The 20,725-nt window shown below is 69.6% G+C and carries 23 protein-coding genes, 1 tRNA gene and 1 other RNA gene; 6 read left to right on the top strand and 19 right to left on the bottom strand.

From position 1 onward, the window contains the following. Positions 1-33: 33 nt before the first annotated feature. The 13 genes from R2APBS1_RS07150 to R2APBS1_RS07090 form a co-directional block, all read right to left on the bottom strand. Positions 34-1,026 (bottom strand): PIG-L deacetylase family protein, encoded by a 993-nt coding sequence (locus R2APBS1_RS07150; protein ID WP_015447409.1) that lies wholly within the window; start codon positions 1,024-1,026, stop codon positions 34-36. After that, a complete protein-coding gene (gene holB / locus R2APBS1_RS07145) occupies positions 1,017-1,952 on the bottom strand; it encodes a DNA polymerase III subunit delta' (protein ID WP_015447408.1) in 936 nt (311 codons plus the stop codon). Before holB ends, R2APBS1_RS07150 begins: the two co-directional genes overlap by 10 nt. Beyond that, positions 1,949-2,590: a dTMP kinase gene (gene tmk, locus R2APBS1_RS07140; RefSeq protein ID WP_015447407.1), complete on the bottom strand. Its 642-nt coding sequence runs from the start codon at positions 2,588-2,590 to the stop codon at positions 1,949-1,951. The genes holB and tmk overlap by 4 nt, the downstream gene beginning before the upstream one ends. Continuing rightward, complete coding sequence (gene mltG / locus R2APBS1_RS07135) at positions 2,587-3,624, bottom strand: endolytic transglycosylase MltG (RefSeq protein WP_007513183.1); 1,038 nt, start codon at positions 3,622-3,624, stop codon at positions 2,587-2,589. The genes tmk and mltG overlap by 4 nt, the downstream gene beginning before the upstream one ends. Further along, entirely contained in the window at positions 3,621-4,448 is an 828-nt protein-coding gene (pabC, locus tag R2APBS1_RS07130) for an aminodeoxychorismate lyase (protein WP_015447406.1), read from the bottom strand. Before pabC ends, mltG begins: the two co-directional genes overlap by 4 nt. After that, positions 4,445-5,794 carry an aminodeoxychorismate synthase component I gene (locus R2APBS1_RS07125; protein ID WP_015447405.1) on the bottom strand — a complete coding sequence of 450 codons (1,350 nt, stop codon included), beginning with the start codon at positions 5,792-5,794 and terminating at the stop codon, positions 4,445-4,447. Before R2APBS1_RS07125 ends, pabC begins: the two co-directional genes overlap by 4 nt. A gap of 14 nt (positions 5,795-5,808) precedes the next feature. Then, positions 5,809-7,047 carry a beta-ketoacyl-ACP synthase II gene (fabF, locus tag R2APBS1_RS07120; RefSeq protein WP_007513180.1) on the bottom strand — a complete coding sequence of 413 codons (1,239 nt, stop codon included), beginning with the start codon at positions 7,045-7,047 and terminating at the stop codon, positions 5,809-5,811. Positions 7,048-7,285: 238 nt separating this feature from the next. After that, entirely contained in the window at positions 7,286-7,525 is a 240-nt protein-coding gene (gene acpP / locus R2APBS1_RS07115) for an acyl carrier protein (protein ID WP_007513179.1), read from the bottom strand. 196 nt (positions 7,526-7,721) lie between these two features. Further along, on the bottom strand, positions 7,722-8,465 hold the full coding sequence (gene fabG / locus R2APBS1_RS07110) for a 3-oxoacyl-ACP reductase FabG (RefSeq protein ID WP_015447404.1): 744 nt from the start codon (positions 8,463-8,465) through the stop codon (positions 7,722-7,724). Positions 8,466-8,500: 35 nt separating this feature from the next. Beyond that, a complete protein-coding gene (fabD, locus tag R2APBS1_RS07105) occupies positions 8,501-9,448 on the bottom strand; it encodes an ACP S-malonyltransferase (RefSeq protein WP_015447403.1) in 948 nt (315 codons plus the stop codon). A 145-nt stretch (positions 9,449-9,593) separates the two neighbouring features. After that, positions 9,594-10,568, bottom strand: a complete 975-nt coding sequence (locus tag R2APBS1_RS07100) for a beta-ketoacyl-ACP synthase III (RefSeq protein WP_007513173.1) — start codon at positions 10,566-10,568, stop codon at positions 9,594-9,596. A gap of 161 nt (positions 10,569-10,729) precedes the next feature. After that, on the bottom strand, positions 10,730-10,924 hold the full coding sequence (gene rpmF / locus R2APBS1_RS07095) for a 50S ribosomal protein L32 (protein ID WP_015447402.1): 195 nt from the start codon (positions 10,922-10,924) through the stop codon (positions 10,730-10,732). A gap of 83 nt (positions 10,925-11,007) precedes the next feature. Next, positions 11,008-11,520 (bottom strand): YceD family protein, encoded by a 513-nt coding sequence (locus R2APBS1_RS07090; protein ID WP_015447401.1) that lies wholly within the window; start codon positions 11,518-11,520, stop codon positions 11,008-11,010. Positions 11,521-11,653: 133 nt separating this feature from the next. Between R2APBS1_RS07090 and R2APBS1_RS07085 the strand changes: the two genes are divergently transcribed. The 6 genes from R2APBS1_RS07085 to R2APBS1_RS07060 are packed head-to-tail and all read left to right on the top strand — an operon-like array spanning position 11,654 to position 17,258. Then, positions 11,654-12,109 (top strand): hypothetical protein, encoded by a 456-nt coding sequence (locus R2APBS1_RS07085; protein WP_007513166.1) that lies wholly within the window; start codon positions 11,654-11,656, stop codon positions 12,107-12,109. Next, a complete protein-coding gene (locus R2APBS1_RS07080; RefSeq protein WP_015447400.1) occupies positions 12,106-12,702 on the top strand; it encodes a Maf family protein in 597 nt (198 codons plus the stop codon). The genes R2APBS1_RS07085 and R2APBS1_RS07080 overlap by 4 nt, the downstream gene beginning before the upstream one ends. Positions 12,703-12,754: 52 nt before the next feature. Continuing rightward, positions 12,755-13,696 (top strand): AAA family ATPase, encoded by a 942-nt coding sequence (locus R2APBS1_RS07075; protein ID WP_007513161.1) that lies wholly within the window; start codon positions 12,755-12,757, stop codon positions 13,694-13,696. Beyond that, complete coding sequence (locus tag R2APBS1_RS07070; protein ID WP_015447399.1) at positions 13,696-14,649, top strand: DUF58 domain-containing protein; 954 nt, start codon at positions 13,696-13,698, stop codon at positions 14,647-14,649. The genes R2APBS1_RS07075 and R2APBS1_RS07070 overlap by 1 nt, the downstream gene beginning before the upstream one ends. Then, positions 14,646-16,628 (top strand): transglutaminase TgpA family protein, encoded by a 1,983-nt coding sequence (locus tag R2APBS1_RS07065; RefSeq protein WP_015447398.1) that lies wholly within the window; start codon positions 14,646-14,648, stop codon positions 16,626-16,628. The genes R2APBS1_RS07070 and R2APBS1_RS07065 overlap by 4 nt, the downstream gene beginning before the upstream one ends. 48 nt (positions 16,629-16,676) lie before the next feature. After that, positions 16,677-17,258 (top strand): Slp family lipoprotein, encoded by a 582-nt coding sequence (locus tag R2APBS1_RS07060; protein ID WP_015447397.1) that lies wholly within the window; start codon positions 16,677-16,679, stop codon positions 17,256-17,258. 63 nt (positions 17,259-17,321) lie between these two features. On the opposite strand, the gene R2APBS1_RS07055 is transcribed toward R2APBS1_RS07060, so the two are convergent. The 6 genes from R2APBS1_RS07055 to R2APBS1_RS07035 form a co-directional block, all read right to left on the bottom strand. Then, the gene (locus tag R2APBS1_RS07055; RefSeq protein WP_015447396.1) at positions 17,322-17,666 is read right to left on the bottom strand and encodes a histidine triad nucleotide-binding protein; all 345 of its coding nucleotides are present in this window, start codon (positions 17,664-17,666) and stop codon (positions 17,322-17,324) included. Positions 17,667-17,685: 19 nt separating this feature from the next. Next, positions 17,686-18,285: a recombination mediator RecR gene (gene recR / locus R2APBS1_RS07050; protein ID WP_015447395.1), complete on the bottom strand. Its 600-nt coding sequence runs from the start codon at positions 18,283-18,285 to the stop codon at positions 17,686-17,688. Between the two features lie 109 nt (positions 18,286-18,394). After that, positions 18,395-18,718, bottom strand: coding sequence for a YbaB/EbfC family nucleoid-associated protein (locus R2APBS1_RS07045; protein WP_015447394.1), 324 nt, complete (start codon positions 18,716-18,718; stop codon positions 18,395-18,397). Further along, the gene (dnaX, locus tag R2APBS1_RS07040; RefSeq protein WP_015447393.1) at positions 18,718-20,403 is read right to left on the bottom strand and encodes a DNA polymerase III subunit gamma/tau; all 1,686 of its coding nucleotides are present in this window, start codon (positions 20,401-20,403) and stop codon (positions 18,718-18,720) included. The genes R2APBS1_RS07045 and dnaX overlap by 1 nt, the downstream gene beginning before the upstream one ends. Before the next feature lie 81 nt (positions 20,404-20,484). Further along, an RNA gene (ffs, locus tag R2APBS1_RS19425) (signal recognition particle sRNA small type) lies at positions 20,485-20,581 on the bottom strand. A 46-nt stretch (positions 20,582-20,627) separates the two neighbouring features. Beyond that, positions 20,628-20,720: transfer RNA gene (locus R2APBS1_RS07035), tRNA-Ser, on the bottom strand. Positions 20,721-20,725 lie beyond the last annotated feature (5 nt).

The raw sequence follows: 20,725 nt of genomic DNA, 5'->3' as shown, positions 1-20,725 counted from the left end.
GCACCCAGTCCCCCCGGCGCGAAACTAGCCCGGTCAAACCGCCTGCGCAAGAGCCGGATCGGCACAGCCGGACAGTTCGCACCAGCCCCAGTGGTCGAAAATCCAGGGCGACCGCACGGTCAGCGCCAGGCGCACGAAACACGGCCCCGTGCCGATCCCCGCCGGCACCGCCAGGCGGAAGCTGCCGCTGCGGTCGCACCGCAACGGGGCATCACGCCAGCGCCAGCTGCGCGCGCCGGCCGCACCAACCACGCTGAGCCGCAGCCACGGCCGCAGCCAGCGGGGTGGTTGCCAAGGCAACGCGGGCAGCAGCGTCGGCAACCCGGCATGGCACTCGGGGCGGGCGGCCAGGCGCAGCAGGCGCCTGCCGCTCAGCGCCATCTGGCTGCGATGTGCGGCCAGCGCCGCGCGCTTGCCCGCCGACTGCTGCGCCGTGCCGTGGATCTCGACAACCTTGCCGTCGCCGCCGCGACCATGCACCAGATAATTCAACAATGGCGGCGGATCGGCCTGTTCCGCCAGCGCCAGCCGTGTCAGCACATGCGCCGCGGCGTGATCGGGGTGGCGGTCGGCCAGCGCCGGTGCCACCACCAGGCTGGGGCCGAACTGGCCGATCGCCGCCACCAGCGCCGATACCGAGGCGCCGCACGACTGCAGCAGTTGGTCGGTGAGGCCGAGATCCGGCCAGCCCAGCGACTGCAACGCCGACGCCGGCATGCCCAGGCACGCCAGCGCCTGCAGCATCTCCGCGTGGCGACGGTGCCCCCAGCGCAGCCGGTCGGCGCGGTCGATACGCACACGCCGTTCCAGCCAGCGCTGCGGCCACGGGTTGTTGTCGCCTTCGGTCAGCAACAGGATCCGCACCGCGCCGCCGGCCGCCCGCACCTGCTGGATCAGCAGCCCGGTCGCGATGGTCTCGTCATCCGGATGCGGCGCCACCACCAGCAAGCGGGTCTGCGCGGAAAATGCCGGCAATCCGTTCGCCGCAGCCGACGGTGCGCAGGCGCCGGTTCTGCTCACCGCCACTGCGCCAGCAGTTCCAGCAGCAGCAGGTCGGCGCGCAACGGGCCGCGCAGACCCTCGCGGGTGCGATTGGCCGCGTCGTACCAGTGACCGAGCGCCTCGACGTCCATCGCGCTGGCCAGCGGCCCCGCGCCTTGCGCCGAGCGCGCCTTGATCTCGTCGGCAGCGGCCTGGGCGGCAAACCACAGTCGCTGTGCCGGTTCGCTGTCCAGCCAGCGCCTGACCACTTCGGTCGGCTGGCCGCGGCCGGCGGCCAGCGCGGCCAGATCCCGGCGAACTTCCTGCCGCCGCTCCAGCGCGCCTTCCCCGGCCCAGGCCTTGGCCAGGCCGGGATTGCCGCCAGCCGCGGCGAGTGCGCCCGCCGCATCGCGCACGCCTTCGGCCTGCAGCCAGGCCAGCGCATCGGCGGTGGCGGGCAGCTGGAACTCGATCCGCTGGCAGCGGCTGCGAATGGTCTGCGGCAGACGCCACGGCGCATCGGCCAGCAGGATCAGCATGGTCTGCGCGGCCGGCTCCTCCAGTGTCTTCAGCAGCGCATTGGCGGCGGCGGGATTCATCGCGTCGGCGGGGTCGATGAGCGCCACCTGCCAGCCGCCGAACTGGCTGGCCATGGCCAGCCGCGCCGACAGCTCGCGGATCTGGTCGACCACGATCTCGCTGCGCTGCACGCCGTCCTTGCGCAGCCCGAAGCCGAGCGTCACGACGTCCGGGTGCGAGCCGGCGGCCAGCAGCAGGCAACTGCGGCAATGCCCGCAGGCGTCGCCATCCACCGGTTCGGTGCACAGCAGTCCCTGCACGAAGCGCTGCGCGAACGCGCGCTTGCCCAGGCCGGCGGCACCGCACAGCAGCAAGGCGTGCGGCAGCGCATCGCGCTGGCGGCGCGCCTGCAGCCGCGTCCAGTGTTCGGCATGCCAGGGCAATCCGTTCATGCCTGCGCTTCTCCAAGCAGTGCCGCCAGCGCCTGCGTCGCGGCGCGCAGGACGGCAGCAGGCGACTGGCTGGCGTCGATCACCCGGAAACGCTGCGGCTCGGCCGCGGCGCGCTCGCGATAACTCGCGCGCACCCGTTCGAAAAATGCATCGGCCTCGACCTCGATGCGGTCTGCGTCGCCGCGGCCGGCGGCGCGCGCACGGCCGGTCGCCACCGGCAGATCGAGCAGCAAGGTCAGGTCGGGCTTCACGCCGTCACAGGCCCAGCGCTCCAGCTCCGCGATGCGCGGCGCCGGCTGGCCGCGGCCGCCGCCCTGGTAGGCATAGCTGGCGTCGGCAAAACGATCGCACAGCACCCACTGGCCCGTGCTCAAGGCCGGCTCGATCACTTCGCGCACCAGCTGGGCGCGCGAGGCGAACATCAGCAGCAATTCGGTCTCGGCAGCCAGTCCATGCAGGGCCGGATCGAGCACGATCGCGCGCACCGCTTCGCCCACGGCGGTGCCGCCGGGCTCGCGCGTCTGCACCAGCGCGATGCCGTGCCGTTCGATGTGCTCGCGCAGGCCGGCCAGCAAGGTGCTCTTGCCGGCGCCCTCGCCGCCTTCGAGGCTGATGAATTTCCCGCGCGGGGCCGTCATCGGCAACGCTTCCGCTGGTAGCAGTCGACGTTGCGATTGTGTTCCTCCAGCGTGCGGGCGAACACGTGGCCGCCGTCGCCACGCGCCACGAAGTACAGCGCATCGCCGGCGGCCGGGTGCAAGGCGGCCGCCAGCGCCGGCCTGCCCGGCAACGCGATCGGCGTCGGTGGCAGGCCGGCGCGGGTATAGGTGTTGTACGGCGTGTCCGCGGTGAGATCGCTCTTGCGGATGTTGCCGGCGTAGCTCGCGCCCATGCCGTAGATCACGCTGGGGTCGGTCTGCAGCAGCATGTGGTTCTGCAGGCGCCGCACGAACACGCCGGCGATCTGTGCGCGCTCGTTCGGTCGGCCGGTTTCCTTCTCCACGATCGAAGCCAGGATCAGCGCCTCGTACGGCGAGGCCAGCGGCAAGCCCTGCGCGCGTCCCGCCCACAGTTCATCGAGCGTCTTCGCCATTGCGGCATGCGCGCGCCTGAGGATGTCCAGGTCGCCGTCGCCCTTCACGTAGGCGTAGGTCTCGGGCAGGAAACGGCCTTCCGGCGCTTCGCCGCCGGCACCGATCTTCCGCATGATCGCGGCATCGTCCAGCGCGGCGCTGTCGTGGTTCAACTTCTCGGCCCTGGCCAGCGCCTGGCGCAGTTCGGCGAAGGTCCAGCCGTCGACGATGGTGAAATTGCGCTGCAACACCCGGCCGGCGGCCATGTTCGCCAGCAGCTGGCGTGGGGTGATGCCGGGTTCCAGCGCGTATTCGCCGGCATGCAGCTTGCCGGCCACGTGCATCTGCTCGGCCAGCAGGCGCCAGTACCACGGGTTGGCGGTGCTGAATCCGCGCTGGCGCAATTCGACGACGATGGCCTTGAAGCTGCTGCCGCGGCCGACGTCGATGCTGTCGCCCTGCGCCGCCACGTTTAGCGGCGCGCTGCCGAAGCGGGCGTAGTCGTTCCAGCCGTAGACCAGCACGCCGGCCACCGCCAGCAGCATGATCAGCAACAGTCGCCGTGGCCATGCGCGCCTGCGCACCGGTTGGTCGCTCATCCGCCCTGCTCCATCGAAAACCCCAGGTCACGCCAATGCTGCTGCAAGCGGCGGGTCGTCGTCCCCGGCGCATAGCTGCGGCCATCCAGCGAACGCACCGGCACAATGCCGCGCACGCTCGAACTCAGGAACACCTCGCCGGCACCCAGCAACGTATCCAGCGCCAGCTCGCCGACCCGCACCTGCGGACAGGCTGCCAGCACCTCGGCGCGCGCCACCCCGGCCACGCCGCAACGGTCCAGCGCCGGGGTCAGCCATTGGCCGTCGACCAGCGCGAACAGATTGGCCATGGTCGCCGAAATCACCCGCCCGTGGCTATCGAGCAGCACACCATCGGCGATCGCCGGATCGTTCCATTCGGCGCGCGCGAGCACCTGCTCCAGCCGGTTGAGGTGCTTGAGGCCGGCCAGCAGCGGCTGCTCTGCCAGGCGGAGGTCGCACACGCGCAGGCGCACGCCTTGCGCGTAGATTCCGGCGGCGACCGGCGGCGGCGCGAACGCGGCCACCACCCGGGTCGGTTGCGGCGCGGCTGGCAGGGCGTAGCCGCGTTCGCCCGGGCCGCGGGTGACGGTGATGCGCAGCACCGCGGCCGGCATGTCGCGACTGACTTCCAGCGCCTCGCGCCACAGCTGCGCCGGATTGGGCGCCGGGATGCGCAGGCGCGCGCAGCCTTCGGCCAGCCGCTGCATGTGCCGCGGCCACAGTGGCGCGATCGCACCGACGAAACGGATGCTCTCGAACAGGCCGTCGCCATAGGCCAGGCCGCGATCCAGCGCCGATACCTGTGCCGTCGCCACGCCGTTGACCCGCATGCGCGCCGTCATGAGTCCGGCACTCCCAGCGCACGCAGCAGTCCGCGCGCCTTGGCGCGGGTCTCGTCCAGTTCGCTGGCGGCGACCGAATCGGCCACGATGCCGGCACCGGCGCGCAGGCTCACTTCATCGCCGGCCAGGGTCAGGGTGCGGATCAGGATGTTCAAGTCGAGCTCACCGTTGCGGTCGAGATAACCCAGCGCGCCGGTGTAAGCGCCACGCGGCGCGTCTTCCAGCGCGGCAATGATTTCCATGCAGCGCACCTTCGGACAGCCGGTGATGGTGCCGCCGGGAAACGTGGCGGCGATCACCTCACCCGGCGTCACCCCGGCGCGCAGGCGCCCGCGTACATTGGAGACGATGTGGTGAACGTGGGCGTAACTCTCCACCGCCATCAGCTCGTCGACCTCGACCGTGCCTGGTACGCAGACGCGGCCGAGGTCGTTGCGCTCCAGATCGATCAGCATCACGTGCTCGGCGCGTTCCTTGGGATGCGCGCTCAGCTCGCGGATGCGCGCCGCGTCGTCGTCGCCGGGCAACCGGGGACGCGTGCCGGCGATCGGCCGGGTCTGCGCCACGCCACCGCGCACCTCGACCAGCCGCTCCGGCGAGGAACTCGCCACCGCCCAACCCGGCTGTTGCAGCAGGCCGGCGAACGGCGCCGGGTTGGCCCGGCGCAGCACCGCGTACAGCGAGGCCGGCACGGGCGGCTGTGCAAAATGCGCGCGCCAGGCACGTGACAGGTTCACCTGGAAGATGTCGCCGGCATGCAGGTGTTCGTGGATGCGCACCACGCCGTCGAGGAACTGCTGCGGCGCGTCTTCGTCCCAGTCGCGCAATGCCGGCAGCGGCGGCATCGACGGTACGGCCGCGAGATCGGCTTCCAGCGCATCGAGCAGATGTTCGCAGCCGGCCTCCGCGACCAGGATCGTGCAATTGCGCACATGATCGACGATCACCGCGGCCGGACAGCGCACCGCCAGTGCCAGCGGCAGCGTCGACGGCGGTCGCAGTTTCAGTGTCGGCTCGATCTCGCCGGCCAGTTCGTAGGCCAGCAACAGCACCCAGCCGCCGTGGAACGGCAACCCGTCGCTTTCCGGCGGCAATCGCTCGGCCTGCCAGGCAGCGTCCAGCGCATCGAGGAAGCGCCCTTCGCGCACCACACCTGCATCATCGCGCAGGCCGCCGTCGGCATGCAGGCTCATTCGCTCGCGCGGGAACGCGAACAGGATGTCGTGGCGCGACTGCGCGGTGCCATGCACCACGCTTTCCAGCAGACAGGGATAGCGCCCGGGACATGCAGCGGCCGGCGCGAGCAGGTCGCGCCGGCCGTCCAGGATACGGCGATGGCAGGTCACGCCCGATCGATCGGTCAGACGCGACGGAACGCCAGCGTACCGTTGGTGCCGCCGAAACCGAACGAGTTGGAGATCGCCACCTCGACCTTTGCCTCGCGCGCGGTGTTCGGCACGAAGTCGAGGTCGCAGCCTTCGCCGGGCTCGTCCAGGTTGATCGTCGGCGGCAGCACCTGGTCGCGCAGCGCCAGGATGCTGAAGATCGCCTCGACGCCGCCGGCCGCACCGAGCAGGTGGCCAGTGGTGGACTTGGTCGAGCTCATCGCCAGCTTGTACGCGTGGTCGCCGAACACCTTCTTCGCCGCCATCACCTCGCCCAGGTCGCCCAGTGGCGTGGAGGTGCCGTGCGCATTGACGTACTGCACGTCGGCCGGATTGAGGCCGGCATCGTTCAACGCGGTCTGGATGCAGCGTGCTGCGCCTTCGCCGCCCTCGCTCGGCGCGGTCATGTGGAACGCGTCGCCACTCATGCCGAAGCCGACCAGCTCGGCGTAGATGCGCGCGCCGCGGGCCTTGGCGTGCTCGTACTCCTCCAGCATCAGCACGCCGGCGCCGTCGGACAGCACGAAGCCGTCGCGGTCCTTGTCCCACGGGCGGCTGGCCCGGGTCGGCTCGTCGTTGCGGGTGGACATCGCCTTGGCCGAGCAGAAGCCGGCCATCGCGGTGCCGGTGGTGGCGAACTCGGCGCCGCCGGCGATCATCGCGTCGGCATCGCCGTACTGGATCATCCGCGCGGCCAGGCCGATGTTGTGCGCGCCGGTGGTGCAGGCGGTGACGCAGGCGATGTTCGGGCCTTTCAGGCCGAACATGATGGAGAGCTGGCCCGAGACCATGTTGATGATCGAGCTGGGCACGTAGAACGGCGAGACCCGGCGCGGACCCTTCGCCGCCAGCTCCAGCGTGGTGGCTTCGATCGTGTACAGGCCGCCGATGCCGGCGCCGACCGCCACGCCGATGCGCGGCGCGTTCGCCTCGGTCACTTCCAGCCCGGAATCACGCAGGGCCTGGGTACCCGCCGCCACGCCGTAGTGGATGAACGGGTCCATCTTCTTGACGTCCTTGAGCGGCATCCACTCGGCCGGATCGAAGCCGCTGACCTGGCCGGCGATGCGCGTGGAATAGGCGGAGGTGTCGAAGTGGGTGACCGGGCCGATGCCGCTGGCGCCCTTGAGCACACGATCCCAGGCGCTGGCGATGTCGTTGCCGACCGGCGAGATGATGCCCATGCCGGTCACTACCACACGTCGCTTGCTCATGCTGATGTTCCTTACGTGATTGCGTGGATCTGCCGCTGCCGGCAGCCGTCCCGCGCGGATCGCGGAGACGTCGTCCGGTCGTGCCTGGCGGGCATCCCGCTCACCATACGGGGTCGGACGTTGCAAATTGCAGAAACGAAAACTGCGCCAAGATGGCGCAGCGTTCGGTGCCGCCGCGAAGGCAGATCGACCTGCGCGAGGCAGGCCGGCCGATCGGCGGCGATCAATTCCGTGGCGATCAATCCTTGGAGTGGGCCTTGATGTAATCGACGGCCTGCTGCACGGTGGTGATCTTTTCGGCGTCCTCGTCGGGAATCTCGGTCTCGAATTCTTCCTCGAGCGCCATCACCAGCTCCACCGTGTCCAGCGAATCTGCGCCCAGATCGTCCACGAACGAAGCGTTCGCCGTGACTTCATCTTCCTTCACGCCGAGCTGCTCGACGACGATTTTCTTGACGCGCTCTTCGATGGTGCTCATGTTGCCCATACCTCTCAAGGGAGTAATTGATTGTCTGTGCCGGCGCGAGGCCCGCGAAAGGCCGGCGCATTGTAGTGGCTAAACCGCGTGGCCGCCACGATTGGCCGGTGACGAGGAGGCGAGCCTCCCGTGACCGGCGCGAAAACGCGATTGTCGCCTAAAACGAAGCCGCTGGCGACAACCGCGTCTCCCGTTGCTACGGCATGTACATGCCGCCATTGACGTGCAGGGTTTCCCCGGTGATGTAGGCGGCCGCCGGCGAGGCCAGGAAACCCACCGCCTTGGCGATGTCCACCGCCTCGCCGAGCCGGCCCAGCGCGATCTGGCCGAGCAGCGCCTGCTTCGACTCCTCCGGCAGCGCGCGGGTCATGTCGGTGTCGATGAAGCCGGGCGCCACCACGTTGACGGTGATCCCGCGGCTGCCGATCTCGCGCGCCAGTGACTTGGAGAACGCGATGATGCCGGCCTTCGCCGCGGCGTAGTTGGACTGGCCCGGGTTGCCGGTGAGTCCGATCACCGAGGCGATCGAGATGATGCGGCCCTTGCGCGCCTTCATCATGCCGCGCAGCACCGCCTTGGAAGTGCGGTAGACCGAGGTGAGGTTGGTGTCGATGATCGTCTGCCAGTCCTCGTCCTTCATCCGCAGCAGCAACTGGTCGCGGGTGATGCCGGCGTTGTTGACCAGGATCGAGACCGCGCCAAATTCCTTCGCGATACCGTCGATCAGCCCCTCGACCGCGGCGCCGTCGGTGACGTTCAGCACGCGGCCGTGGCCGCCGTGCGCGGCCAGCCGCACGCCGATCGCGGCGGCGCCACCTTCGCTGGTGGCGGTGCCGATCACGGTGGCACCCAGCGCCGCCAGTTCGTCCGCGATCGCCGCGCCGATGCCGCGGCTGGCGCCGGTGACCAGCGCGATTTCGCCTTGCAGTGGTTTGCTCATGGGAAGCGTTCCTTCGGGAATCGGAAAATCGGGGCTCACGCCCATTCGGCGCGGGCGGCGTCGAGTTCGGCCGGAGCGCCGATCGCGCGCGCCTCGATGCTCTTGTCGATGCGCTTGATCAGGCCGGCAAGCACCTTGCCCGGGCCGCACTCGGCGATGCGTGCGGCGCCGCCGACGGCCAGCGCCTGCACACATTCGGTCCAGCGCACCGGCAGATACAGCTGGCGCTGCAGCGCGCCGCGGATCCCGTCCAGCGTGGCGTAACTTTTAGCCTCGGCGTTCTGGATCACCGGGATCGACGGCAACTGCCAGTCGATCGCGGCCATCCGCTCGCCCAGCCGGTCGGCGGCTCCGCGCATCAGCATGCAGTGCGAGGGCACCGACACGGCCAGCCTGATCGCCTTCTTCACGCCCAGTTCGGCCAGCCGGGCCAGCGCGCGGTCGACTGCCTCGGCGTTGCCGGCGATCACCAGTTGACCCGGCGAATTGAAGTTGGCCGGCGCCACCACCTGGCCCTGCGCCGCGTCTTCGCACACCTGCGCGATCTGCGCGTCGTCGCCGCCCAGGATTGCCGCCATCGCGCCCGTGCCGGCCGGCACCGCGGCCTGCATCAGCCGACCACGCTCGGCCACCAGCGCTGCCGCGTCGTGCAGCGACAACGCGCCGGCGCAGACCAGCGCGCTGTACTCGCCCAGGCTGTGGCCGGACAACTGCGCCGGCTGCGCGCCGCCCAGCTTCTGCCACACGCGCCATACCGCCACACTGGCGGCCAGCAGCGCCGGCTGGGTGTGCTCGGTGCGGTTGAGCTGATCTTCCGGGCCGTGCGCGCTCAGCTTCCACAGATCGATGCCGGCGCCCTGCGAGGCTTCCTCGAAGGTGGCCCGCACCTCGGCATGCGCCGCGTCCAGCTCGGCCAGCATGCCGACCGACTGCGAACCCTGGCCGGGGAAAACGAAAGCGAGCGAAGCGGAAACGGAACTCATGAGATGGGCGGACCCCGTCGACGAAAACCGCCATGGTGCCAGCATTGCCGCCCATACGCAGCTGTATTCAATGTTTTTCGCGATGCAAAACACGATGCCGCCCGGGCGGGCGGCATCGTGGAGGACGACTCGAAACGGCGGTGGCTCAGTAGCGCAGCAGCGCCGAGGCCCAGGTGAAGCCGCCGCCGAACGCCTCCAGCAGCAGGTTCTGGCCACGCTGCGCCTTGCCCGAGCGCACCGCATAGTCCAGCGCCAGTGGCACCGAGCCAGACGAGGTGTTGGCGTGCTTGTCGACCGTCACGATGACGCGCTCCATCGACATGTTCAGCCGCTTTGCAGTCGCCTCGATGATGCGCAGGTTGGCCTGATGCGGAATCAGCCAGTCCACCTGCGACTCGTCCATGCCGGCGGCCTGCAGGGTCTCGCCGACCAGCGAGTCGAGCGTCTTCACCGCAACCTTGAACACCTCGCGGCCGGCCATGCGGATGCGCACGCCGTGGCCCGGCTCGTCCTTGAAGCCGGCCGACACGCCGACCGGGTTGTACAGCAGTTCCTTGTAGCCGCCGTCGGCATGCAGGCAGGTGGCGTAGATGCCCGGTTCGCTGGAGGCTTCCAGCACCACCGCGCCGGCGCCATCGCCGAACAGCACGCAGGTCTCGCGCTCGTTCCAGTCGACCATCCGGGTCAGCGTCTCGGCGCCGATCACCAGCGCCTTCTTCGACTGTCCGCTCTTGATGAACTTGTCGGCCACGCCGAGCGCGTAGACGAAGCCCGAGCAGGCCGCGTTGACGTCGAACGCGGCGCAGCCGTTCGCACCGAGGCGATGCTGCACCAGGCAGGCGGTGGACGGGAAGATGATGTCCGGCGTGGTCGTGCCGAGCACGATCAGGTCGAGTTCGGACGCCTTGACGCCGGCCGTCTCCAGCGCCTGCTGCGCGGCACGAAAAGCCAGGTCGCCGGTGGTCTCGCCCTCGGCCGCGATGTGCCGCTGGCGGATGCCGGTGCGGGTGCGGATCCATTCGTCACTGGTGTCGACGATCTTTTCCAGATCGGCGTTGGTTACCACGCGCTCCGGCAGTGCACTGCCGGTGGCGATGATGCGGGAATAGATCTGGGCCATTCAGCTGTCCATCAACGTAAACGCAGGATTGAACGCCTTGGGCAGCGCCAACGCAACCGCCCGATGCGACATACGGAGGTATCCATCAACGCAAAACGGCGCGTTGCCGCGCCGTCTCGCCTGACCGGAATCCGGGAACCCCGCGGGGTCCGGAAAACCGATCAATCCTCGACCGACACCGCGCCCTTGGTCTCGATCACCTTCTTGCCGCGGTAGTAGCCGTCCTTGGTGACGTGGTGACGCTGATGCACCTCGCCGCTGGTCGGATCGGTGGACAGCTGCACGGTCTGCAGCGCGTCGTGCGCACGACGCATGCCGCGGGTGGACGGGGTACGGCGGCTCTTGGCAACTGCCATGGTAGTTCTCCAACTGAAACTCGATGATTGAAACCAGGTTGATCTGTTGCGTCGTGCCCGGGTCGAATGATCCGGGCCGACGGTTACTTCTTCAGTTCGCGCAACACCGCGAACGGACTTTCGGCACGCCCCTCGCCGGCAGGATCCGGCTCGTGGCCTGTCACGTCGTCGGGCAGGCTGCCGTCCGGGTTGAGCGGGACCAGCGGCAGTGCCAGCAGCAATTCGTCTTCTATCACATCCGCCGGATTCAGCCGGCCATCCTCGGCCACCAGCAGCGGCTCGCAATCCGGCGGCAAGCCAGCCTCGTCGCGTTCCTGGCGGATCAGGCCGAGCCGCGTATCCACCGCAACCGGCAGCATGAACGGCTCCAGCGTGCGTTGGCAGACCAGCGCCAGCGATGCCCGCACGCGAACGTCGACGTAGCTGATGCCCAACTCGTCACGACCGAAATCCAGCTCGTACTGCAGCAGTCCATCGGTGCCCGCCAACACCCCGCCCAGGCGGGACAGGGTCGCGATGGGTAGCGTTCCTTCGAACGAACGCCGCGCCGAGACCATGCGCCAAGCGTCCACGGACTCTGGCAGTGTCACGGACATAATCGCGAAATGTTAGGTTCGAAGCGGCGCGAAGTCAACCGACACGGCCTCATCCCATTCCCTCCGCCGCTGATTTTGCCTGATCCGGCCCCGATGGGGCAGACTGAACATCCCCTCGCCCGAGCCCTCGCCCTTGAACTCCTATCTGACGCTCGGTGCCGCCGTATTGCTGGCGCTGCTGATTGCCTTGGTGGCCGCGGCGCTGCTACTGCGTCGGCGCCAGACACGGCGCGGCAGCAGCCTCAAGACCCTGCTCGACCTCGCCGACCGGCTGGAAACCGACCTGAAGACCTGCCGCAGCGGCCTGCGGCAGGCTCATGCGGTGATGTCGCTCAACCCCGATCTGCCGGCCGCCAGCGAACAGGATGCGCAGCATGCGATCGACGCCGGCCTGCGCGCGCTGCTGCAGCAGCGCCTGTGGATTCGCGACCGCTCCCCGCGCGCCAGCCAGCATGAGCTGGACGAGGCCGCCGCCTCGATGCGCAGCACCCGCGACCGCCTGCAGCCGCTGCTGAAGGCCCTCGACCAGGCCCAGACCGACCTCGACAGCGCGATGCGCGAACACCTCCGGCGCGAATCGGACACATGATCGCGCCCCGCTCCACGCCCCGCATCGTGCTGGGGTCGACCTCGCACTACCGCGCTGAACTGCTGCGCCGGCTGCTCCCGGATTTCGAACAGGCCGCACCCGGCACCGACGAGACCCCGCTGCCGGACGAGCCTCCCGCGGCTCGCGCCCTGCGCCTGGCGATCGCCAAAGCCGCGGCGGTCGCGCGGGACTACCCGGACGCGCTGGTGATCGGCTCCGACCAGGTCGCCGCGCTCGACGGCGTGGTCCTCGACAAGCCCGGCAGCGCCGAACGCGCCCGCACCCAGCTCGCCGCCAGCTCCGGCCGCGAGGTACATTTCCATACCGCACTGTGCCTGCTCGATACCCGCGACGGCCGCCGGCACACCCATGTCGACCACACCCGCGTGCACTTCCGCGAACTGGACGCGGCGGCGATCGCCCGCTACGTCGAACGCGAACAGCCGCTGGACTGCGCCGGGAGCTTCAAGTGCGAGGGCCTCGGCATCAGCCTGTTCAAGGCGATCGACAACCGCGACCCCAGCGCGCTGATCGGCCTGCCGCTGATCGCGCTGGCGCAACTGCTGCGCGCGGCGGGCGTCGAGTTGCCCTGAAGCGGCCGCTACACTGCCTCCAGCCCCCCGCCTTCGCAAGGAACGGAGCTTCATGTCCGCATTGACCCAGCCCCACGACGAATCCCTGCAACAGCGACTGGACGCGGCGATGGCCCAAGTCAACCGCGTGCTGCTGGGCAAGCCGCGCCAGGTGAAGCTCGCCTTCACCTGCCTGATCGCCGGCGGCCACCTGCTGCTGGAAGACGTGCCCGGCGTGGGCAAGACCACCCTGGCGCACGCGCTGGCGGCCACCTTCGCGCTGGAGTTCCAGCGCGTGCAGTTCACCAGCGACCTGCTGCCCTCGGACATCATCGGGGTCAGCGTGTACGAGCGCGAGACCGGCCAGTTCCGCTTCCACCCCGGCCCGATCTTCACCGGCCTGCTGCTGGCCGACGAGATCAACCGCGCCAGCCCGAAGACGCAGAGCGCGCTGCTGGAAGCAATGGCCGAAGGCCAGGTCACCGTGGACGGCCAGACGCATGCGCTGGCGCAGCCGTTCTTCGTGGTGGCCACGCAGAATCCGCTGGATCTCAACGGCACCTTCCCGCTGCCCGACTCGCAGCTCGACCGCTTCATGCTGCGGCTGTCGCTGGACTACCCGGATGCCACCGCCGAGCGCGCCCTGCTCACCGGCAGCGACCGCCGTGACCTGCTGGCCCAGTTGATGCCGCAACTCGACGGCGCGGCGTTGCTGGCGCTGCACCGGCAGGCGCAGGCGATCACCGCCAGCACCGCCCTGCTCGACTACCTGCAGGCGCTGCTCGCCGCCAGCCGGCGCCATGCCGACATCCGCGTGGGCCTGTCGCCGCGCGCCGGCCTGGCCCTGCTCGCCGCGGCGCGCGCGTGGGCGCTGCTCAGCGGCCGCGGCCACGTGCTGCCGGAAGACATCCAGGCGCTGTTCGTGCCGCTGGCCGCGCATCGCCTGCTGCCGACGCGCGGCGCCAACGGCGACACGCTGGCGCGGCAGCTGCTGGCCGAGGTGGCGGTGGATTGATGCGCGACCTGCTGCAGCGCCTGCAACGATGGGCCGAGCACCGGCTGCCCGCACTCACCCGCTACCGTCGCCCGGAAAGCCTGCCGATCGAACTGCACCGGCGGCGCATCTACATCGTGCCGACCGGCTTCGGCCTCGGCTTCTCCATGCTGCTGCTGGTGATGCTGGTCGGCGCGCTGAACTACGCGAACAACGCCGGTCTGCTGCTCACCTGCCTGCTCGGCGCGGCCAGCGCGGCCAGCATGCTGGTGGCGTTCCGCAGCCTCGACGGTTTGCGCCTGGGCCACATCCGCGCCGGCCATGCGGTCGCCGGCCAGCCGCTCGAACTCACCTTTACGTTCGACTCCCGGCGTCCGCGCAACGCGATCCGCGTCGATCTCGGCGACAGCACCGTGGCGTTCGCGCTCGATGGCCACGCCAGCACCCTGGTGAAGCTGGCCTTGCCCACTGAACGGCGCGGCTGGCAGCCGCTGCCGCGCCTGCGGGTGTGGAGCACCTGGCCACTGGGCCTGTTCCGCGCATGGAGCTGGCTGCACCCCGAGCAGCCCGTGCTGGTGTGGCCGCGCGGGGAAGCCGCCGGGCCGCCGCCGCAGGCCCGCGCCGACGACGCCCGCCACCTGCGCCTGCACCGCGGTGACGAACTGGCTGCACTACGCGACTACCGCGCCGGCGACCCGCAGCGGCACATCGCCTGGAAGGCCAGTGCCCGCCACGAGAACCTGCTGGTGAAGGACTTCGAACAACCGCAAAGCCATCCACAATGGCAACTCGACTGGCGCCAGCTGGGCGGACTGGACCACGAGGCGCGCATCGCCCGGTTGGCGCGCTGGCTCAACGAGGCCCAGGCCCAGCGCCGCCACTACAGCCTGTGGCTGCCCGGCCACGAGATTCCCGGCGGCAGCGGGCCGCTGCACTACGCGCGCTGCATGAACGCGCTGGCGCAGCTGCCATGACGCCGCGCCCACCCCGGCCGCCGAGCGAGCGGCCAATCGACACCCGCGCGTTCGACCTGCTCAGCCTGACCATGGCGCTGGTGCTGGGCCTGCACTCGCCGCACCTGCCGTGGTGGCTCGGCATCGCACTGGCGCTAATCCTTGGCTGGCGCTGGTGGCAGCGGCGGCAACGGGTCGGCCGGGTGCCGCGCTGGCTCAAGCTGCCGCTGCTGGTCCTGCTGACGCTGGCGGTGATCGTGCAGTACGGCAACATCTTCGGCCGCGAACCCGGGGCGGCGCTGGCGGTCGGCCTGCTGGTCCTGAAGCTGCTGGAAACCGAGGCCGCGCGCGACGTACGCGTGGGCATCAGCTTCGCCTGCTTCGCGCTGATGACCGCGCTGCTGTTCGACCAGGGGCTGGTTGCCACCGTGGTGGTCGCGCTGGGCCTGCTGCCGGCGCTGGCCACTTTGCGCGCGCTGGAACCCGGGCAGCTGCCGACGCCCGGCCTGCCGCGGGCCTTGCTGCCGGCGCTGGCGCTGACCACCGCGGCGCTGCCGCTGGCCCTGCTGGCCTTCCTGCTGGTGCCGCGGCTGAGCTCGCCGCTGTGGGGCGCCCCCGCGCAGGACCAGGCGCGCACCGGCCTCGGCGACAGCATGACGCCGGGCAATTTCACCGACCTGCTCACCGACGACCATCCGGCGATGCGGGTCAGTTTCGACGGCGCGCCGCCGGCGCCGGACCAGCGTTATTTCCGCGCCTACGTGATGTGGAATTTCGACGGCCGCAGCTGGCGCCGGCTCGACCCACGCTACGCCCCGCCGCAGCCACCGGCGCCGCTGGAGGCGGCCGCCTCGATCCGCTACCGGATCAACCTGCAGCCGACCCGGCGCCGCGTGCTGCCGATGCTGGACGTGCCGCTGCAGGCGCCGGCGCAGGCCACCCTGCAAGCCGACCACGAGGTGATGGCCGACAAGCCGGTCAACGACCCGCTCGACTACGCCGCGCGCTCGGCAGTGCGCTACCGGCTGCAACCCGATCTGGACGAGCGCTCGCGCCGGCTCGGCCTGCACCTGCCGGCGGATTTCAACCCGCGCACGCACGCACTGGCCGCGCAATGGCGGCAGCGCTACGGCAGCGACGACGCCGCGATCGTGCAGGCCGCGCTGGATCTGTTCCACGACGGCGGCTTCCGCTACACGCTGGCGCCGGCGCCGCTGGGGCGCGACTCGGTGGACGACTTCCTGTTCGACACCCACGAGGGTTTCTGCGAGCACTACTCGTCGGCGTTCACCGTGCTGATGCGCGCCGCCGGCATCCCAGCGCGGGTGGTCACCGGCTACCAGGGCGGCTACTGGAACAAGCTCGGCGACTACCTGCTGGTGCGCTATTCCGACGCACATGCGTGGAGCGAGGTGTGGCTGGCCGGACGCGGCTGGGTGCGCGTCGACCCCACCGGCGCGGTGCGCCCGGAGCGCGTTTCGTTGGGCGCGGCCGCAGCCGCCGGCGACCAGTTGTCCTGGTACCGCAACGACTGGCTGCAGGGCCTGCGCAATCGCTGGGACATCGTCAACCGCTGGTGGGACCAGGGCGTTATCGGCTTCGATGCGCTGCGCCAGCGCGGCCTGCTGACGCCGTTCGGCATCCGCGATGCCGACACGGCGACGCTCGGCGTGCTGCTGGCGATCAGCAGCGTGCTGTTCATCGCGATCGGGCTGGCGTGGGCATTGTTGCGGCGGCAGCCGCGCGACCCGTTGCGCGGCGCGCTGCGCGAGCTGGAGCGGAAGCTGGCACACAAGGGCATGGCGCGCCGCCCAGCCGAAGGTCCGCAGCATTACCTGAGCCGCGCCGGCCGTGCGCTGCCGGGTCAACGCGACGAACTGGCAAGCCTGATGAGGAGTTACCTGGAACTGCGTTATGCCCATGACGAACCGCCGACTGAACCATTGCGCGCGTTCCAGCGCGCGGTGCGGGATTTCCGTATCGTCAACGTGGTCAAATAAGAGCCGACACGACGGCGCAGGCCGTCACCCCCGTATGGAGAGATCATCATGTCCCTGCATCGCCCATTGACCCTCGCTGCCGCACTCGCCCTGCTGGCTGGGTGTGCGACGATTCCGAAACCGCTGGAAGGCACCTATACCGACGTTTCCACCACCAGCGCCCAGCAAGGCGGCGCGGGTGGCACCCGGGTGCGCTGGGGCGGCGAGATCATCAAGACCGAACCGGGCCCGCAGCAGACCTGCTTCTACCTGCTGTCGCGCCCGCTGGACAGCCAGGCACGCCCGAAAACCGGCAACAGCGGTGAGAACCAGGGCCGCTTCGTCGCCTGCCGCGACGGCTTCTACGACCCGGAAGTGTTCGTGCGCGGCCGCGAGCTGACCGTCACCGGCACGCTGCATGGCACGGTGTCGCAGAAGGTGGGTGAGTTCGACTACGCCTACCCGCGCGTCGAGGCTGACGTGGTCTACCTGTGGCCGAAACGTCCAGTCATCGTCAATTACCCGCCGGGCTTCTATGACCCGTTCTGGGGTCCGGGCTTCGGCCCGTACTGGGGTGGTTATCCCTACGGTTACTATCCGCCCCGCGTGATCGTGGTGCGGCCGCCTCCGCCGCCTCCGCCGAAGAAGTAAGTTCACACGAAAACGCCGGCTTCGAGCCGGCGTTTTCGTATGCGGGATGCGGCGGCTGCGCGCTCAGCCCGGCGGCCAGTGCATGCGGCGTCCGGCCAGCAGGTGGACGTGCAGGTGGTACACGGTCTGCCCGCCGTCCTCGTTGCAATTGATCACCGTGCGATAGCCCTGCCCGGCGAAACCTTCCCGCTTCGCGTACGCCGCCGCGGCCAGCAGCAACTTGCCGAGCAGTTCGGCATCGCCCGCCGCCGCGTCGTCGAGCGTGGCCAACGGCCGCTTCGGGATGAACAGCAGGTGCACCGGCGCCTGCGGATTCAGGTCGCGGAACGCCAGCACCTCGTCGTCTTCGTAGACGATGTCGGCCGGAATCTCGCGGCGGACGATCTTGCTGAAAATCGTGTCGGTCATGAGGGTTCCCTTGCGGTAATCAATCGAGCAGTTGCCGGCCGCCGAATGCATGCGCCAGCGTGCTGCGGTCGACGTATTCCAGTTCGCCGCCCAGCGGCACGCCATGCGCCAGCCGGGTCGGCCGCACGCCGCCGGCACGGGCCAGCTGGGCCAGGTAGTGCGCGGTGGCCTCGCCTTCCACGGTCGGGTTGGTGGCGATGATCAGCTCCTCGATCTCGCCCTCGCCCAGGCGCTGGGTCAGTTGCGCCAGTCCCAGTTCTTCCGGGCCCAGCCCGTCCAGCGGCGACAGCCGGCCCATCAGCACGAAGTACTGGCCGCGGTAGCCGGTGGCCTGCTCGATCGCCGCCAGGTCGGTAGGCGACTCCACCACGCACAGCACCTGGCGCTCGCGGCTGGAACTTGCGCACAGCGCGCACAGCGGCTCCTCGCTGAAGTTGCGGCAGCGCTCGCAATGGCCGATGCGCCGCATTGCCTGCTCCATCACCGCCGCCAGCTTCAGCCCGCGCTCGCGTTCGCGCTCCAGCAGATGGAAGGCCATCCGCTGCGCACTCTTGCCGCCCACGCCGGGCAGGCAGCGCAGGGCTTCGATCAAATCAGCGAGGAGGGGGGAACCGCTCATGCTTGTCTCAATTTGTCGTAGGAGCCCGCTCGCGGGCGATGCTCCTTCTCTGGAGCTCCAAAGCGGAAGCATCGCCCGCGAGCGTGCTCCTACAACGAACTCGAATTCATCAGAACGGCAGCTTGAAGCCGGCCGGCAGGTTCATCCCGGCGGTGACGCCGCCAAGCCTGTTCTTGCTGACTTCGGCCACCTTGTTCACCGCGTCGTTGATCGCGGCGGCAACCAGGTCCTCGGCCATCTCGGGATCGTCGGCAAACGTCTGCCGGTCGATCTGCACGCGACGCACCTCGTGCGCACCGGTCATCACCACGCTGACCAGGCCACCGCCGGCGCTGCCGGTGACTTCGAGTTTCGCGATTTCCTCTTGCGCGCGCTTCATGTCTTCCTGCATGCGCTGGGCCTGCTGCATCAGCTGGCCGATCTGTCCTCTCATCACACGGCTCCCGATTCGCTGTCAAAAGGTTTGATGGACTGCGGCACCACACGCGCGCCGAACTCGCGCTTCAGCGACTGCACCAGCGGATCGCCCTCGATCGCCTGCTCGGCCGCGGCCTGCGCCGCATCGCGCGCCTGTGCGGCACGCGCCGCCGGGGTCTGCGCGGCGGCAGTCTGGCTGCTGTTGACGAAACGCAGGCGGATGCGCTCGCCCAGCGCGTGGCCGATGCGCTCCTCCATCTGGCTCACCATCGGCTCCACCGCCAGGCTCATGTGCGCCGGCTGCAGCGCCAGCACCAGGGTCTGCCCGTCGCGCTCGCGCAATACCGCGTTCTGCGCCAGCAGGCCGAACGGCCCGCGCAGGCCGGCGCGCTCGATCAGGGCCTCCCAGTCCGGTAATCCGTCGGCGTCGCGGGCCACCGGGGCGGCGGCGGCGACCGGCGCCGCGGTGGGTGCGGGTGTCGTTCGCGGCGGTGAAGCATCATGCCGCGGTTCCAGCGTCGCGGCGGGTCGCATCGGTGCCGCCGGCGCGGGACGTGCCGCCGCTGCCGGGCCAACCGTGGCGGGCCGTTCGGCATGCACGGCCGGCACACCGTCGCCAGGACGGAACGCCAGCATGCGCAACAGCGCCATCTCGAAACCGGTGCGCGCATCCGGCGCCAGCGCCAGATCGCGGCGACCCGCGGTGGCGATCTGGTAGTACAGCTGCACGTCTTCCGGCGTGATCCGCCCGGCCAGCGCGGTCAGTGCATCGTCGTCGGCACCGTCCTCGTCCGGCCGGTAGCCGGGAATCAGCTGGATCAGCTGCAGCCGGTGCAGCACGCTGGCGATGTCGTCCAGCACGCCGCCGAAGTCGGGCGAGTACGAGGCGATCTGCGTGCATTCGACCAGCAGCCGCTCACCGTCGCCGGCAGCCAGCGCGTCGAGCACGCCGAGCACCTGACCGCGCGCCACGCTGCCCAGCATGTTGCGCACGTCATCGGCATGCAGCGCGCCGCCGCCGTAGGCAATCGCCTGGTCCAGCAGCGACAGGCCGTCGCGCAGCGAACCGTCCGCGGCGCGGGCCAGCTCGCCGATCGCACTGTCTTCGTAGGCGATGTTTTCCGCAGCGAGGATGTGCCGCATCTGGCCGGAAATCTGTTCCGGCAGCAGCCGCTTCAGGTTGAACTTCAGACAGCGCGACAGCACCGTCACCGGCAACTTCTGCGGGTCGGTGGTGGCGAGCAGGAACTTCACGTGCGGCGGCGGCTCCTCCAGCGTCTTCAAGAGCGCGTTGAACGCGTTCTTCGACAGCATGTGCACCTCGTCGACCAGGTACACCTTGAAGCGGCCGCGCGACGGCGCGTACTGCGCGTTCTCGATCACCTCGCGCACGTCGTCCACGCCGGTGTTGCTGGCCGCGTCGATCTCCAGCAGGTCGACGAAACGCCCCTCGTCCACCGCCGTGCACACCGAGCACTCGCCGCAGGGATCGGCCGACTGGCCGCGCTCGCAGTTCAGCGATTTGGCAAAGATGCGCGCGATGGTGGTCTTGCCGACGCCGCGGGTGCCGGTGAACAGGTAGGCGTGGTGCATGCGCCCGGTGTCCAGCGCATTGGTCAGCGCGCGCACCACGTGTTCCTGCCCGACCAGTTCGGCGAACTTGCGCGGGCGCCACTTGCGGGCGAGTACCTGATAGGACATGACTGACTACCTTGGGGCGAAGGTCGATTGTGCCAAGTCGCGGCAGGCAAGTCAGTAAAGCACGCTCCGAAATGGCGGCGGCCCCGCCAGCCACACCCCGGCACCCGAATCATTCGCTACCGTTGCTTCCTTCCGGACCTGGCGGAGTTTGCGAACTATCGTCGCGGGGGGACCGACGGGGCCACCATGGACGTGCACGACGGCAGTCGTGACTCACTCGAAACTGGCGGAGAGGGCGGGATTCGAACCCGCGATACGGGGTTAAGCCGTATACACACTTTCCAGGCGTGCTCCTTCAACCACTCGGACACCTCTCCGCGGA

Source organism: Rhodanobacter denitrificans (assembly GCF_000230695.2).
Classification (GTDB): Bacteria; Pseudomonadota; Gammaproteobacteria; order Xanthomonadales; family Rhodanobacteraceae; genus Rhodanobacter; species Rhodanobacter denitrificans.
The sequence above is the reverse complement of the archived record's forward strand: the minus strand, read 5'-3'. Positions and strand labels throughout refer to the sequence as shown.

Coding starts and splice junctions, on each gene's coding strand:
- R2APBS1_RS07055 (WP_015447396.1), bottom strand. CDS start 17,666: ATGACCGACACGATTTTCAGCAAGATCGTCCGCCGCGAGATTCCGGCC.
- R2APBS1_RS07080 (WP_015447400.1), top strand. CDS start 12,106: ATGATCGCGCCCCGCTCCACGCCCCGCATCGTGCTGGGGTCGACCTCG.
- recR (WP_015447395.1), bottom strand. CDS start 18,285: ATGAGCGGTTCCCCCCTCCTCGCTGATTTGATCGAAGCCCTGCGCTGC.
- dnaX (WP_015447393.1), bottom strand. CDS start 20,403: ATGTCCTATCAGGTACTCGCCCGCAAGTGGCGCCCGCGCAAGTTCGCC.
- R2APBS1_RS07070 (WP_015447399.1), top strand. CDS start 13,696: ATGCGCGACCTGCTGCAGCGCCTGCAACGATGGGCCGAGCACCGGCTG.
- mltG (WP_007513183.1), bottom strand. CDS start 3,624: ATGAGCGACCAACCGGTGCGCAGGCGCGCATGGCCACGGCGACTGTTG.
- tmk (WP_015447407.1), bottom strand. CDS start 2,590: ATGACGGCCCCGCGCGGGAAATTCATCAGCCTCGAAGGCGGCGAGGGC.
- acpP (WP_007513179.1), bottom strand. CDS start 7,525: ATGAGCACCATCGAAGAGCGCGTCAAGAAAATCGTCGTCGAGCAGCTC.
- R2APBS1_RS07090 (WP_015447401.1), bottom strand. CDS start 11,520: ATGTCCGTGACACTGCCAGAGTCCGTGGACGCTTGGCGCATGGTCTCG.
- fabD (WP_015447403.1), bottom strand. CDS start 9,448: ATGAGTTCCGTTTCCGCTTCGCTCGCTTTCGTTTTCCCCGGCCAGGGT.
- fabF (WP_007513180.1), bottom strand. CDS start 7,047: ATGAGCAAGCGACGTGTGGTAGTGACCGGCATGGGCATCATCTCGCCG.
- rpmF (WP_015447402.1), bottom strand. CDS start 10,924: ATGGCAGTTGCCAAGAGCCGCCGTACCCCGTCCACCCGCGGCATGCGT.
- holB (WP_015447408.1), bottom strand. CDS start 1,952: ATGAACGGATTGCCCTGGCATGCCGAACACTGGACGCGGCTGCAGGCG.
- R2APBS1_RS07060 (WP_015447397.1), top strand. CDS start 16,677: ATGTCCCTGCATCGCCCATTGACCCTCGCTGCCGCACTCGCCCTGCTG.
- pabC (WP_015447406.1), bottom strand. CDS start 4,448: ATGACGGCGCGCATGCGGGTCAACGGCGTGGCGACGGCACAGGTATCG.
- fabG (WP_015447404.1), bottom strand. CDS start 8,465: ATGAGCAAACCACTGCAAGGCGAAATCGCGCTGGTCACCGGCGCCAGC.
- R2APBS1_RS07045 (WP_015447394.1), bottom strand. CDS start 18,718: ATGAGAGGACAGATCGGCCAGCTGATGCAGCAGGCCCAGCGCATGCAG.
- R2APBS1_RS07075 (WP_007513161.1), top strand. CDS start 12,755: ATGTCCGCATTGACCCAGCCCCACGACGAATCCCTGCAACAGCGACTG.
- R2APBS1_RS07100 (WP_007513173.1), bottom strand. CDS start 10,568: ATGGCCCAGATCTATTCCCGCATCATCGCCACCGGCAGTGCACTGCCG.
- R2APBS1_RS07065 (WP_015447398.1), top strand. CDS start 14,646: ATGACGCCGCGCCCACCCCGGCCGCCGAGCGAGCGGCCAATCGACACC.